This is a genomic window from Pseudomonas sp. 300, assembly GCF_055803035.1.
The window spans coordinates 246395-259725 of sequence record NZ_JAVLRV010000003.1 but is presented as its reverse complement, the minus strand read 5'-3'; the positions used below and the strand labels follow the sequence as shown (position 1 = coordinate 259725).

Annotated in this window: 14 protein-coding genes and 1 pseudogene; 14 read left to right on the top strand and 1 reads right to left on the bottom strand. The window is 60.4% G+C overall.

Annotation, left to right across the window (positions count from 1 at the left end):
- Together Q7W83_RS26535 and Q7W83_RS26530 are read left to right on the top strand one after the other, a co-directional pair.
- On the top strand, window positions 1-2709 hold a 2709-nt coding region (locus Q7W83_RS26535; RefSeq protein ID WP_473657956.1), incomplete at its 5' end, for a response regulator.
- Window positions 2702-3160 (top strand): chemotaxis protein CheW, encoded by a 459-nt coding sequence (locus tag Q7W83_RS26530; RefSeq protein WP_150632786.1) that lies wholly within the window; start codon window positions 2702-2704, stop codon window positions 3158-3160. The genes Q7W83_RS26535 and Q7W83_RS26530, both read left to right, overlap by 8 nt.
- Before the next feature lie 146 nt (window positions 3161-3306).
- Here Q7W83_RS26530 and Q7W83_RS26525 read toward each other — a convergent pair whose 3' ends face one another.
- Entirely contained in the window at window positions 3307-3678 is a 372-nt protein-coding gene (locus tag Q7W83_RS26525) for a DUF6124 family protein (protein ID WP_150637990.1), read from the bottom strand.
- Between the two features lie 307 nt (window positions 3679-3985).
- Here Q7W83_RS26525 and Q7W83_RS26520 point away from each other — a divergent pair, with 307 nt between their 5' ends.
- From Q7W83_RS26520 to madM, 12 genes and pseudogenes are all read left to right on the top strand, one after another.
- Window positions 3986-4615, top strand: coding sequence for a transcriptional regulator (locus Q7W83_RS26520; protein WP_150637989.1), 630 nt, complete (start codon window positions 3986-3988; stop codon window positions 4613-4615).
- Window positions 4578-4923: pseudogene (locus Q7W83_RS26515) on the top strand (hypothetical protein). The gene Q7W83_RS26520 and the pseudogene Q7W83_RS26515 overlap by 38 nt, the downstream one beginning before the upstream one ends.
- A 14-nt stretch (window positions 4924-4937) precedes the next feature.
- Window positions 4938-5786 carry an RHS repeat-associated core domain-containing protein gene (locus tag Q7W83_RS26510; protein WP_224787830.1) on the top strand — a complete coding sequence of 283 codons (849 nt, stop codon included), beginning with the start codon at window positions 4938-4940 and terminating at the stop codon, window positions 5784-5786.
- 130 nt (window positions 5787-5916) lie between these two features.
- Window positions 5917-7587 (top strand): malonate decarboxylase subunit alpha, encoded by a 1671-nt coding sequence (mdcA, locus tag Q7W83_RS26505; protein ID WP_150637985.1) that lies wholly within the window; start codon window positions 5917-5919, stop codon window positions 7585-7587.
- The gene (locus Q7W83_RS26500) at window positions 7587-8504 is read left to right on the top strand and encodes a triphosphoribosyl-dephospho-CoA synthase (RefSeq protein WP_473657951.1); all 918 of its coding nucleotides are present in this window, start codon (window positions 7587-7589) and stop codon (window positions 8502-8504) included. Before mdcA ends, Q7W83_RS26500 begins: the two co-directional genes overlap by 1 nt.
- Window positions 8504-8803 (top strand): malonate decarboxylase subunit delta, encoded by a 300-nt coding sequence (locus Q7W83_RS26495; protein ID WP_150632792.1) that lies wholly within the window; start codon window positions 8504-8506, stop codon window positions 8801-8803. Before Q7W83_RS26500 ends, Q7W83_RS26495 begins: the two co-directional genes overlap by 1 nt.
- Window positions 8796-9638, top strand: a complete 843-nt coding sequence (locus Q7W83_RS26490) for a biotin-independent malonate decarboxylase subunit beta (protein ID WP_150632793.1) — start codon at window positions 8796-8798, stop codon at window positions 9636-9638. Before Q7W83_RS26495 ends, Q7W83_RS26490 begins: the two co-directional genes overlap by 8 nt.
- Window positions 9635-10438: a biotin-independent malonate decarboxylase subunit gamma gene (mdcE, locus tag Q7W83_RS26485; protein WP_150637981.1), complete on the top strand. Its 804-nt coding sequence runs from the start codon at window positions 9635-9637 to the stop codon at window positions 10436-10438. Before Q7W83_RS26490 ends, mdcE begins: the two co-directional genes overlap by 4 nt.
- A complete protein-coding gene (locus Q7W83_RS26480; protein ID WP_473657946.1) occupies window positions 10432-11052 on the top strand; it encodes a malonate decarboxylase holo-ACP synthase in 621 nt (206 codons plus the stop codon). Before mdcE ends, Q7W83_RS26480 begins: the two co-directional genes overlap by 7 nt.
- Window positions 11049-11960, top strand: coding sequence for a malonate decarboxylase subunit epsilon (gene mdcH, locus Q7W83_RS26475; RefSeq protein ID WP_150632796.1), 912 nt, complete (start codon window positions 11049-11051; stop codon window positions 11958-11960). Before Q7W83_RS26480 ends, mdcH begins: the two co-directional genes overlap by 4 nt.
- 64 nt (window positions 11961-12024) lie before the next feature.
- Entirely contained in the window at window positions 12025-12441 is a 417-nt protein-coding gene (madL, locus tag Q7W83_RS26470; RefSeq protein WP_150632797.1) for a malonate transporter subunit MadL, read from the top strand.
- A gap of 1 nt (window position 12442) precedes the next feature.
- On the top strand, window positions 12443-13207 hold the full coding sequence (gene madM / locus Q7W83_RS26465; RefSeq protein WP_150632798.1) for a malonate transporter subunit MadM: 765 nt from the start codon (window positions 12443-12445) through the stop codon (window positions 13205-13207).
- Window positions 13208-13331 lie beyond the last annotated feature (124 nt).

Below are 13331 nucleotides of genomic sequence, written 5' to 3'. Positions count from 1 at the left end.
AAGGATCATGAGCTAGACGATGAGATCGTTTCGATCTTCCTCGAAGAAGCGGTGGACATCCTCGAAAGCGCCGGTCAGGCCCTGCAACGCTGGCTGAATGACCCGGACAACGCCGCGCCGTTGCTGTCGTTGCAGCGGGATTTGCACACGCTCAAGGGCGGTGCGCGGATGGCCGAAGTCGAGCCGGTCGCAGACCTCGCCCATGAGCTGGAAAGCCTTTACGAAGGGCTTGTCGATCGCCGCTACAGCCACGGCGAAACGCTGGCGCAGCTGTTGCAACAGAGCCATGACCGACTGGCGCAACTGCTTGAGCAATTACAGAACCTCAAGCCGCTGGGTGATCCGGGTGAGCTGATCGAAGCCATTCGCGAGTTCCGCCAAGGCAACGCCAGTGCGCCAGAAGTCGCCGAGCCTGCGCGGGCCGAGGACTCACCGGGGCATGATCCGGAGCTGCTGGAAATCTTCCTCGAGGAAGGTTTCGACATCATCGAAAACTCCGGCGCTGCGTTGGTTCGCTGGCAGGCCGAACCTTCCAGTCGTCAGGAAATGGAAACCCTGCTGCGTGATCTGCACACCCTCAAGGGCGGTGCGCGGATGGTGGAAATCGGCCCGATCGGCGACCTCGCCCATGAGCTGGAATTTCTCTACGAAGGCTTGTCCGCGGGCATGCTGAAACCGACTGCCGCGCTGTTCGGGCTGTTGCAAAGCAGTCATGACCTACTGGCGCAAATGCTCGATGCGACCCGCGCCGGTCAACCGTTGCCGCCAGCGGATCGGCTGATCGACGCGATCAGGAATTTCAGCCATCCGGAGGTGCTCGAAGCACCGGTTGCCGTGCCCGCTGCGCCAAAGGTCGAGGCGCCTGTGCCACAAGTTGATGCCGGTGCCGACATGGTCAAGGTCTCGGCGGAACTGCTCGACGACTTGGTCAACCTGGCCGGGGAAACCTCGATCTTCCGTGGCCGCATCGAACAGCAGGTCAACGACGCCCACGTGGCGCTGAATGAAATGGAAACCACCATCGAGCGCATGCGTGATCAATTGCGCCGGCTCGATACCGAAACCCAGGGCAGGATTCTCAGCCGCCAGCAAGTCGATGCCGAGCGTTCGGGCTACGAAGAATTCGACCCGCTGGAAATGGACCGTCACTCGCAGTTGCAGCAACTGTCGCGGGCACTGTTCGAATCCGCTTCCGACCTGCTCGACCTCAAGGAAACCCTCGACCGGCGCAATCAGGACGCGGAAAACTTGCTGCAACAGCAGGGCCGCATCAACACCGAATTGCAGGAAGGCTTGATGCGTACGCGCATGGTGCCGTTCGAGCGGATGCTGCCGCGTTTGAAACGCATCGTCCGCCAGGTCGCCAGCGAACTGGGCAAGGACGTGGAATTCGTGGTCGGCAACGCTGAAGGCGAGATGGACCGCAACGTTCTTGAACGCATGGCCGCGCCGCTGGAGCACATGCTGCGCAACGCGGTGGACCATGGCCTGGAATCCGCAGAAGTGCGCATCGCGGCCGGAAAACCGGCGCAAGGGCGGATCACCCTCGACCTGTCGCGCGAGGGCGGCGACATCATTTTCGACATCCGCGACGACGGCGCCGGTGTGCCATTGGACGCGGTACGGCGCAAGGCGATCAAGCGCGGCTTGCTGGCCGCCGACAGCGACATCAGCGACCGCGACGTGCTGCAATTCATCCTGCAACCGGGGTTCTCCACGGCCGAAAAAATCACTCAGATTTCGGGGCGCGGCGTCGGCATGGACGTGGTCCACGAAGAGGTACGGCAACTGGGCGGCAGCATGAGCATCGACTCTGTGCCGGGGCAGGGCGTGCATTTCCGCATTCGTCTGCCGTTCACCGTGTCGGTCAATCGGGCGCTGATGGTGCAGTGCGGCGAGGACCAATACGCGATCCCGCTGAACACCATCGACGGTATCGTGCGCGTGCTACCCAACGAACTCGAAGGGCATTACCGGCTCGATCCGCCGACCTACACATACGCCGGGCAGCACTATGAACTGTGCTACCTCGGTGAACTGCTGAAAACCAGCACGCGCCCGAAACTGTTGGGCCAGAGCCTGCCGTTGCCGGTGTTGCTGGTGCAATGCAACGAGCGTCACATTGCGGTTCAGGTCGATGCCATGGCCGGCACACGCGAGATCGTGGTGAAAAGCCTCGGCCCGCAATTCGCGGCGGTGCAGGGCTTGTCCGGGGCGACGATTCTCGGCGATGGCCGCGTGGTGCTGATTCTCGATCTGCTGGCGCCGATCCGTGCGATGCAGGCGCGGGTGCCGCAACAACCGCTGAGGCAGGACGCAGAATCCGAGCCGCACAAACCCTTGCTGGTCATGGTGGTCGACGACTCGGTCACCGTGCGCAAGGTCACCAGCCGTTTGCTCGAACGCCACGGCATGAGCGTGCTGACGGCCAAGGACGGCGTCGATGCCATGCTGCTGCTCGAAGAGCACATGCCGGACCTGATGCTGCTGGACATCGAAATGCCGCGCATGGACGGCTTCGAAGTCGCCACCCAGGTGCGCGCCGACGAGCGACTGAAGCACCTGCCGATCATCATGATCACCTCGCGCACCGGCCAGAAACACCGCGACCGCGCCATGGCCATCGGCGTCAACGACTACCTCGGCAAGCCGTACCATGAATCGGTGCTGCTCGAAAGCATCGCCCTGTGGAGCAAAACCCATGCTTGAGCATCGCACCAGCAACCTCACAGGGCTGCTATTGCCCCTGGCAGACCGCAACCTGATTTTGCCCAACGTGGCGGTGGCAGAGCTGATCGACTATCAGCCGGGGGCGTTCGATCTCGATACGCCACCGTGGTATCTCGGTCGGGTGAGCTGGCGGGAGCGGCAGATTCCGTTGCTGAGTTTTGAGTCGGCGTGCGGCGAAAAAACCGTGATTGGCGAGCGGGCGCGGATCGTGATTCTCAATGCGCTCGGTGGGCGACCGGAGCTGAAATTCATCGCATTGCTGGTGCAGGGGATTCCACGGTCGTACAAGCTCGACAGTCAATTGAGCTATGTCGATGTGCCGTTGTCTTCGCTGGAACAGGCGGCGGTGCAGGTGGGTGATCAGGTGGCCAAGGTGCCGGATTTGTTGGCGCTGGAGGAATTGTTGGTGAGTGCCGGGCTGATCGACTGATCCTGATTTTGCTGTGATTTCACGGACCCCATCGCGAGCAAGCCGGTCTCGCTCCCACAGGGGATTTGTGTACACCGCAGATCCAATGTGGGAGCGAGACCGGCTTGCCGGCGATGGCGGCCTTCAATTCACCGCAAGCCTGACGGCTAAACCTTGGCCTGAGCCAACGCCTCATGATGATCCAGCGCACGCTCCACCAACAACTGCACGCCGTCCGCCATTCGGCTGATCGCCAAGGCTACCGAGCGGCGCGAGCCTTCCACCCCGTCCGCAAGATCGGCCGCAATGGCGCTGATGGACAACAGGTCTTCAGAGGCATTGGCCAGAAGGGCTTCGGTGTTGATATCGGGGGAGACGGTGAAGAGCTGGAATTTTTGGTGCTTGCCCGGTTTTTCGTCAGCCGGGGGGAAGTAGTGCGCGAAGACGCGGTCGGCGGCTTCTTTGAGTTTCTCGGCTTCGAGAGCTTCTAGGGAATCGGTGTCAGTGTTGTCTGCTGGGTTTGGCGTTTCCTTGGACATATTGAGTTTCCGCTTACAGATTGGAGTTGTCCCATTCGTTATGAATGGCGCATTTGCTCCCGTTTTTTCGGAGGTTCCAGACCCCGGTCGCTGAATTGGCAGCGACCCCCAAACGATAAAGATCCGCGCAAAAGCTCACCAGTCAGCGGCTTCCGGCATTGCTGTAGGCTGCGACGCCAGACTGCGTAGCCTCTCACCGTTCCTGCGGACAAACTTTTAAACACAAACCCACCGCTAGGCTGGCGAAGGTTGAAGATTCCCAAAAAGGGACCTATCGTTCCCTTTTTGGGACTCATCGGTTGCCACTGTGAAAAACCTTTCCCTCAGCGAAGCCTTGTTCACCACCACTCAGCAAAAAGTGCTGGGCTTGTTGTTCGGCAAACCCGATCGAAGTTTTTACGCCAACGAAATCGCCCGCTGGGCTCAAGTGGGTAAAGGCAGCCTCATGCGAGAGCTGGATCGGTTGCAACAGGCAGGCGTGCTGACCCTGAGCCGCCAGGGCAACCAGACCCACTATCAGGCCAATCCGCAATGCCCGATTTATGCTGAGCTGTTGGGCATCGCCCGCAAAACTTTTGGCATTGCCGAGCCTCTGCGTCAGGCGCTTCAACCCTTTGCCGAACAGATCACCTGGGCATTTGTGTACGGTTCTATCGCCAAGGATCAGGCAAACGCATCCAGTGACATTGGTCTCATGCTGATCGGCGAAGGCCTGCACTACAGTGAAGTCATGGAGCGGCTGATGCCTCTGGAGGAGCAACTGGGCCGCGTCCTCAACCCGACGCTCTACACCCCCGACGACTGGGCGGCAAAACTGGCGGCTGAAAACAGTTTTGTCGTGCGGGTAGCGCAGCAAGACAAGATCAACCTGATGGGGGGAAACCCTTTGGAGTCCAAGGATGGGCAGCAACGAGAATCTGGAGAACCTGTTACGTAGTGGTGGACTGAAAGCCGAGCCACCGGATCGCAAGGAATGTGAGGGGTTGCTGCGTTCGGCTGTGGATTCACACCGCTGATATCGGCAAAGTGCAGGTTCGGCTATTCGCCTTGTGTCATGAGCGACGGAACCTGGCGGAGTACGAAGGCTATATGGATGAGGATCAGGCAAGTCGACGAGGATGTTTGTTCCAATGTGTGAGCACACTTATTCACACCAAAAAATTTCCGTCTGCGCCCGAACTATCAGTTCTGATAGTAGAAAAGTTTCGCAATAACGCCGAATATGTGCGCTATGCAAAGGTTTAGCAGGAGTGCGGACTTTGAACATCACGTTACTCGCCACAGATCAGCAGCGGTCGGTAATACAAGCGATTGACAGGCGTTCATCAGGTTCAATCGCTTATACGCCTTATGGCTATCATTGCAAAAAAAGCACATCAATGTGTCGGCTTGGTTTCAACGGCGAATTTCCGGAAGCAAGTACCGGAGATTATTTGTTGGGCAATGGATATCGGGCGTTTAATCCGGTTTTGATGCGGTTTAATAGTCCGGACAAGTTGAGTCCGTTTGGCAAGGGTGGGGTGAATACTTACGCTTATTGTTTGGGTGATCCGATTAATCGGAGTGATGAAAGCGGCCGTTTTTCTGCTCCATGGATCGCGAACGCGTCGACGACGTATATTAAATCTCGTCATGCATTAATTGCCAGAACACCTTGGTATTCATGGAGCGGCAGGGATATTGAGTTAGTAAAACATAGTACGAGACAGAGTCCATTTGGTATGAGTAAATTGCAACCAAAAGAACTGTTTGGTATTCAAACTTCATCGAAACGCTTTTCGCCGGCCCCAGCTGTTAAACGGCCTAGACTGTTTCCAGAGGAAATGCCGGTGATCATAGCGCAGCCCGATGACGGTAATTTTAACAATACTCTTATGGAGCGTTTTTATGAGACTCGCGTCCATAAGTATCGGAAAGATGCACTCCTGCATTTTATAAAAACACCAAGGGCCGGTCATATAGAACAACATAGTAATAAGCTCCGTAGTGTGATGTTTGACTTGGAAGAAAGCTTTGAAGTCGTTGAAGGTATAGGGCTTGTTCCCTCGCCCTCTAACATCAAAGCAGCATCAAGATTAATCAGAAATGAAAATTTGGGAAACAATTGATCAAATGCTAAAAACCGGGATTTTGATGATTCATTACCCTAGCCGTAACAATCCACCACTCTGCTTGATTGATACCCCCCACCCACCCCTCCTAAGGTGACCCCCACGACAGCGAACCCGTGGAGTGGTCATGACAACAACAATATCCCCCGACTCGCGATGGACGCGGCGGCGCAGTGAGAAGCAGCGGCGTCTGGCGTTGGTCAAGGGCTTGGCCGACGGTGTGGTCCTGCCCACCGACAATATCGTGGCGGCGCTCGAAGCCTTGATCCTGCCCGGCGACCGCGTGGTGCTGGAGGGCAACAACCAGAAGCAGGCGGATTTTCTTTCCCGCTCACTGGCCAAGGCCGATCCCGGCAAGCTCCACGACCTGCACATGATCATGCCCAGCGTCGGCCGTTCCGAGCACCTGGACCTGTTTGAACGCGGCATTGCCCGCAAGCTCGACTTCTCCTTTGCCGGCACTCAAAGCCTGCGCATCAGCCAATTGCTTGAAGATGGCTTGCTGGAAATCGGCGCGATCCACACCTACATCGAGCTCTACGCACGGTTGGTGGTCGACCTGATTCCCAACGTCGTGCTCTCGGCCGGTTTCATGGCCGACCGCGCCGGCAATATCTACACCGGCCCCAGCACCGAAGACACGCCGGCATTGATCGAGCCGGCGGCTTTCAGCGACGGCATCGTCATCGTTCAGGTCAATCAGTTGGTCGACGACGTCACTGACTTGCCACGCGTCGACATCCCCGCCTCGTGGGTCGATTTCGTGGTGGTGGCGGACAAGCCGTTCTATATCGAGCCGCTGTTCACCCGCGACCCACGGCACATCAAGCCTGTGCATGTACTGATGGCGATGATGGCGATCCGCGGGATCTACGAAAAACACAACGTCCAGTCGCTGAACCACGGCATCGGCTTCAACACCGCCGCCATCGAATTGATCCTGCCGACCTACGGCGAATCCCTCGGCCTCAAAGGCAAGATCTGCCGCAACTGGACGCTCAATCCGCACCCAACCCTGATTCCGGCCATCGAAAGCGGCTGGGTCGAAAGCGTGCATTGCTTCGGCACCGAACTGGGCATGGAAAACTACATCGCCGCGCGGCCCGACGTGTTCTTCACCGGGCGTGACGGCTCCCTGCGCTCCAACCGGATGTTCAGCCAACTGGCCGGGCAATACGCGGTGGACCTGTTCATCGGTGCGACCCTGCAAGTCGATGGTGACGGCCATTCTTCCACCGTGACCCGTGGTCGCCTCGCCGGTTTTGGCGGGGCGCCGAACATGGGCCACGACCCGCGTGGGCGTCGTCACGGCACGCCGGCCTGGCTCGACATGCGCCACGGCGATGCGCCGGAACCCTTGCTCGAGCGCGGCAAAAAACTCGTGGTGCAAATGGTCGAGACCTTCCAGGAGGGCGGCAAACCGACCTTCGTCGAAACCCTCGACGCGATTGAAGTGGCGAAGAAAAGCGGCATGCCGCTGGCGCCGATCATGATCTACGGCGACGACGTCACCCACCTGCTGACCGAAGAAGGCATCGCCTATCTGTACAAGGCGCGTTCGCTGGAAGAACGCCAGGCGATGATCGCCGCCGTCGCCGGCGTGACCGTCATCGGCCTGCGCCACAACCCGAAAGACACCGCCCGCATGCGCCGCGAAGGCTTGATTGCCTTGCCTGAAGACCTTGGCATCCGCCGCACCGACGCCTCCCGCGAATTGCTCGCCGCCAAAAGCGTGGCCGATCTGGTCGAGTGGTCCGGTGGTCTCTACAACCCGCCCGCCAAATTCAGGAGCTGGTAATGCACGCCTACAACCTGCAACCGAAAACGTTAACCCTGGCCGAACGGCTGGCGGACCTGGCGGTGGACGCGCTGATCGACGAAGCGGATTTGTCGCCGAAACCGGCGCTGGTCGATCGTCGCGGCAATGGCGCGCATACCGATTTGCACCTCGGGCTGATGCACGCGTCGGCGTTGTCGCTGTGGCCGGCGTTCAAGGAAATGGCGGAAGCGGCCATTGAGTTTGGCGACGTTGGTTTGCCGCTGCGCGAAGCTGTCGGGCGTATTGGTCGGGAAGGGGAGCAAGCGATGCTCACCACGACTGGCGGCGTGAACACCCATCGCGGGGCGATCTGGGCCTTGGGTCTATTGGTGGCTGCTGCTGCACTGGAGCCACACGCCAACGTTGGCGGTTCAATCACGTTGCGCGCCGCGCGCCTGGCGTTGCGCGCCGCGCGCCTGGCGTTGCGCGCCGCGCGCCTGGCGTTGCTCGATGACCGCTACGCCCCGCGTCCGCTCAGTCACGGCGCCCAGGTCGCCCAACGCTACGGCGCTCGCGGTGCCCGAGAAGAAGCCCAACTCGGTTTCCCTTCGGTGATTCAACGCGCACTGCCGCAACTCAAACGCAGCCGCGCCGCCGGCCATGGCGAACAGAACGCCCGACTCGATGCCTTGCTGGCGATCATGACCCGACTGGCCGACACCTGCGTGCTCTACCGCGCCGGCGAACACGGCCTGCAAACCATGCAGCTCGGCGCCCAAGCGGTGCTTGACGCGGGCGGCAGTGCCAGCCTCGCCGGCCGACGTCGTTTGCATGAGCTGGACCAACAATTAATCGCGTTGAATGCCTCGCCCGGCGGTGCTGCGGACTTGCTCGCCGCCTGCTTGTTCATCGACCGTATCGAGTCGGCTGACGGCATCAACCAGGGAGCGTTTTGATGGAAACCTTATCCTTTGAATTCCCCGCCGGGCAGCCGCCACGCGGACGCACGCTGGTGGGTTGTGTCGGCTCGGGCGATCTGGAAGTGATGATTGAACCGGGTCAGGCCGGCAAGCTGACCATCAAGGTGCAGACCTCGGTCAATGGCGCCGAACAACGCTGGCAGCATCTGTTTGCGCGGATGTTCGACGGCCAGACACCGTCGGCGATGGCCATCGATATCCACGACTTCGGCGCGACACCCGGCGTGGTGCGCTTGCGTCTGGAACAAGGCTTTGAGGAGATTGGCCATGACTGATCTCCTGAACAAACACAGCTTCGTCGAACTGGGCGCGCGGCAACGGGCGAAAGCCTTGCTCGACACCGGCACCTTGCGCGAATTGCTCGACCCGTTTCAACGCGTCATGTCGCCGTGGCTGGCGCGCCAGGGCGTGGTGCCGCAAGCCGACGACGGCGTAGTGATCGCCAAGGGCAGCATCGGTGGGTTGCCGGTGGTCATCGCCGCCATCGAAGGTGCGTTTCAGGGCGGCAGCCTCGGTGAAGTCGGCGGGGCGAAGATTGCCGGAGCACTGGAACTGGCCGCTGACGACAACCGAAACGGCATTCCGACCCGCGCCGTGTTGCTGCTGGAAACCGGCGGTGTACGGTTGCAGGAAGCCAACCTTGGGCTGGCAGCGATTGCCGACATTCATGCGGCGATTGTCGATCTGCGCCAATACCAACCCGTTGTCGGCGTGGTGGCGGGCAGCGTCGGTTGCTTTGGCGGGATGTCGATTGCCGCCGGGTTGTGCAGCTATTTGTTGGTGACTCAGGAAGCACGGCTTGGTCTGAACGGTCCGCAGGTGATCGAACAGGAAGCCGGGCTTGAGGAATACGACTCGCGCGACCGTCCTTTCATCTGGAGCCTGACCGGTGGCGAGCAACGTTTTGCCAGCGGGTTGGCGGATCGCTTTGTTGCTGATGACGTGGCGCAGATCCGGCAGCAGGTCAGTGAATTGCTGCAACAAGGCTTGCCGGAACAACAACGCAGCCGGCAGGCCGATCTGTTCCTGCAACGGTTGGCCCGCCTGGACGCCGAGCCGCAAATCGATGCGGCGACGGTTCGCGATCTGTATCAAGGAGAGCGCTCATGAGTTCGTATTCCCTGAGAGGTTTGCACTGGTTCAACGCCTTGAGTGCGGGCGCGAAACCGGTGGACGGCCTTCCGGCTTCGTTGAAGGTCGCTGATGGTGTGGTGGGCGAACAACCCGTGCGGTTTATCGCGGTGGTGGCTGATCCCGACAACCGTTTTGTCCGCGCTCGCAACGGTGAAGTGGGTTTGCTGGAAGGTTGGGGGTTGGCCAAGGCTGTGGATGAAATCATCGCGGCTGACGCTGACAAATCGCACAAGCGCGCCGTGATCGCGATCATCGATGTGCCGAGTCAGGCCTACGGTCGGCGCGAAGAAGCACTCGGCATTCATCAGGCACTGGCCGCTGCGGCGGACAGTTATGCCCGCGCCCGGTTGGCCGGCCATGCGGTGATTGGTTTGCTGGTGGGCAAGGCGATGTCCGGGGCGTTTCTGGCCCATGGGTATCAGGCCAATCGGTTGATCGCGCTGCGTGATCCGGGCGTGATGGTGCATGCGATGGGCAAGGCGTCAGCGGCGCGGGTGACCTTGCGCAGTGTTGAAGAATTGGAGGCACTGGCCGCCAGTGTGCCGCCGATGGCGTATGACATCGACAGCTACGCCAGTCTCGGTCTGCTTTGGGAAACCCTGTCGGTGGAGCAGATTGAGCAGCCGACCTCAGCGGATCTGGCGCGGGTGACGGAATGCCTGAGTCTGGCGATTGGCGATGTTGCCACAAGCGGTCGCGATTTGAGCGGCCGCTTGGGCGCGAGCAACCGCGCCGCATCGAGCAAGGTTCGCCAACTGCTGAGAGAACAGTGGTGAACATGTTTCTGGCTCACGACCTGCTGTGGGGGATGACCCCGGAGCAGTTGCCCGTGGACGCGCCCGCGTGGATGGTCGAGTCGCTCCATGCGGGACAGCCAGTGGTGGTTCGGCGTGCGTCAAGTGCGCCGGATGTCATCGCGGTCGGGGTACGTGGTCGGTTGCGTGAGCAGCGCTTTGCGACGGTGATGTCGGTCGATGCGATTTCCCGTTGCGTCAGGCCGGAAGAACTTTGCCATGTCTCGATTGATCGGGATCTGCCGGCAGTGCGAGCCCTGTGCCAACTGCGGCCGCGGCTCGATGGCTGCGGTTGGGTGTGGGGTGTCAGCGGTAGCGCCGGGTTTGAATTGGCCAGTGGTTTTCAGGCATTGCACGAGGGCAGCGATCTCGACTTGATCCTGCGCACACCGCAACCGTTGGATCGCTTGAAGGCGCAGGCACTGCTGAAGATTCTGGACACGGCTGTGTGCCAGGTGGACATGCAATTGCAGACGCCTTTCGGCGCCGTCGCCCTGCGTGAATGGGCCGGTTCCGCACGCCGGGTGCTGCTGAAAGATGCCAGTCAAGCCTGTCTGGTGATTGATCCGTGGAACCCGCAGGAGCAAGCAGCGTGAGCAGTTTGCTGGTGTTCCCAGGGCAAGGCGCGCAGCAGCCGGGCATGCTCCATCGTTTGCCGCGCGAGACGGTGATCGAGGCCAGTGAAGTGCTCGGCGAAGACGCGTTGTTGCTCGATTCTGCCGAAGCGCTGAAATCGACACGGGCGGTTCAGCTATGCCTGTTGATTGCCGGTGTCGCAGCGTCGCGTCAGTTATCCATGGCACCGGATTACGTGGCGGGCTTGTCCATCGGCGCCTATCCCGCGGCGGTGGTGGCCGGTGCCTTGAGTTTCAGCGATGCGCTGCATCTGGTCAGCCTGCGCGGTGAGCTGATGCAGCAGGCTTACCCAGACGGTTATGGCATGACGGCGATCATCGGCCTCGATCTGGCGACAGTGGAAGCGTTGCTGGCGCAGGTTCACAGCGTCGACTCACCGGTTTATCTGGCCAATATCAACGCCGATAACCAGGTGGTGATTGCCGGCAGCGATGAAGCAATGAACGCAGTGGCGGTGTTGGCGAAGCGTCGCGGTGCCGGTTTGGCAAAACGCTTGGCCGTCAGTGTGCCGTCGCACTGTCCGCTGCTGGATGCACCAGCGAAAACCCTGGCCGAAGCCTTCGCCAGGGTGCTGCTGAAATCGCCGACGTTAGGCTATCTCAGCGGCAGTCGCGCCCGGCCCATCATCAACATCGAAGCCTTGCGCGAAGACCTGGCTTACAACATGTGCCGCATCGTCGATTGGCGCGGCACGGTACAAAGCGCCTACGAGCGCGGCGTACGGCTACAGATCGAACTGCCGCCCGGTGCGGTGCTGACCGGGCTGGCGCGCCGGGTGTTCGAGCAAGGCACCGTGATTGCGTTCGACGGGGCGCGGCTCGACACCTTGCAGGCGCTGTTGCGTGAGGAGGGAAGCCGCCAACCCTAGACCACCGACTCAAGCCTTCGAAAACAAAAACAACATTCGACGATGCACTTTGAGGACTACAACAATGATTATTTACGGTGTGGCGCTGTTGGCGATCTGTACGCTGGCAGGGGTGATCATGGGTGACATGCTTGGCGTGTTGCTGGGTGTGAAATCAAACGTCGGCGGTGTCGGGATCGCGATGATCCTGTTGATCTGCGCGCGGTTGTGGATGCAAAAGCGCGGCGGCATGACCAAGGATTGCGAAATGGGTGTCGGCTTCTGGGGCGCGATGTACATTCCGGTGGTGGTGGCGATGGCGGCACAGCAGAACGTCGTGACCGCGTTGCACGGCGGCCCGGTGGCGGTACTCGCCGCGATCGGTTCGGTGGTGCTTTGCGGCTGCACCATTGCCTTGATCAGCCGGACCCACAAAGGCGAACCGTTGCCCGATGAACCCGAGGAAACAATCCCCGTTGGCACACCCGTAGGAGGTCGCTGATATGTGGGCTCTCATCGAGAAAGGTCTGGAACATAACGGTCTGGTCACGGCGTTCGCGTTTGTCGGCGTGATCATGTGGGTGTCGGTGGTGTTGTCTAAACGCCTGACGTTCGGGCGGATTCATGGCTCGGCGATTGCCATCGTCATTGGCCTGGTACTGGCCTGGGTCGGTGGCACCCTGACCGGCGGGCAAAAAGGCCTGGCGGACCTGACACTGTTCTCGGGGATCGGTTTGATGGGCGGCGCGATGTTGCGCGACTTTGCCATCGTCGCCACGGCCTTCGAAGTGCAGGCCACCGAAGCGAAGAAGGCCGGGATGATCGGCGTGATCGCGCTGCTGCTGGGCACGATTCTGCCGTTCATTGTCGGGGCGAGCATTGCCTGGGCGTTCGGTTATCGCGATGCGGTGAGCATGACCACCATCGGTGCGGGCGCGGTGACGTACATCGTCGGGCCGGTCACTGGTGCGGCGATTGGCGCCAGTTCCGATGTGATGGCGTTGTCGATTGCCACCGGGTTGATCAAGGCCATTCTGGTGATGGTCGGCACACCGATGGCCGCACGCTGGATGGGGCTGGATAACCCGCGCTCGGCGATGGTGTTTGGCGGGTTGGCCGGCACCGTCAGCGGTGTGACCGCCGGGTTGGCGGCGACGGATCGGCGGTTGGTGCCTTACGGGGCGTTGACGGCGACGTTCCACACCGGGCTTGGGTGCCTGCTTGGGCCTTCGTTGCTGTACTTCATTGTTCGCGGGATTGTTGGGTAGTTCCGAATTTGTTAATGGATGCCTCCACATTTACCGGGTTTCATGAGCAGCCCGGTGAAATGTGGAGACGGTTCAGATTGGCGTGACAGAAACTTTATGGGGACGTTGGGATGTTTACTTGATG

Excerpts from the sequence above, each read along its gene's own strand:
- Q7W83_RS26530 (WP_150632786.1), top strand. The coding sequence starts at position 2,702 with ATGCTTGAGCATCGCACCAGCAACCTCACAGGGCTGCTATTGCCCCTG.
- Q7W83_RS26525 (WP_150637990.1), bottom strand. The coding sequence starts at position 3,678 with ATGTCCAAGGAAACGCCAAACCCAGCAGACAACACTGACACCGATTCC.
- mdcA (WP_150637985.1), top strand. The coding sequence starts at position 5,917 with ATGACAACAACAATATCCCCCGACTCGCGATGGACGCGGCGGCGCAGT.
- Q7W83_RS26500 (WP_473657951.1), top strand. The coding sequence starts at position 7,587 with ATGCACGCCTACAACCTGCAACCGAAAACGTTAACCCTGGCCGAACGG.
- Q7W83_RS26495 (WP_150632792.1), top strand. The coding sequence starts at position 8,504 with ATGGAAACCTTATCCTTTGAATTCCCCGCCGGGCAGCCGCCACGCGGA.
- Q7W83_RS26490 (WP_150632793.1), top strand. The coding sequence starts at position 8,796 with ATGACTGATCTCCTGAACAAACACAGCTTCGTCGAACTGGGCGCGCGG.
- mdcE (WP_150637981.1), top strand. The coding sequence starts at position 9,635 with ATGAGTTCGTATTCCCTGAGAGGTTTGCACTGGTTCAACGCCTTGAGT.
- madL (WP_150632797.1), top strand. The coding sequence starts at position 12,025 with ATGATTATTTACGGTGTGGCGCTGTTGGCGATCTGTACGCTGGCAGGG.
- madM (WP_150632798.1), top strand. The coding sequence starts at position 12,443 with ATGTGGGCTCTCATCGAGAAAGGTCTGGAACATAACGGTCTGGTCACG.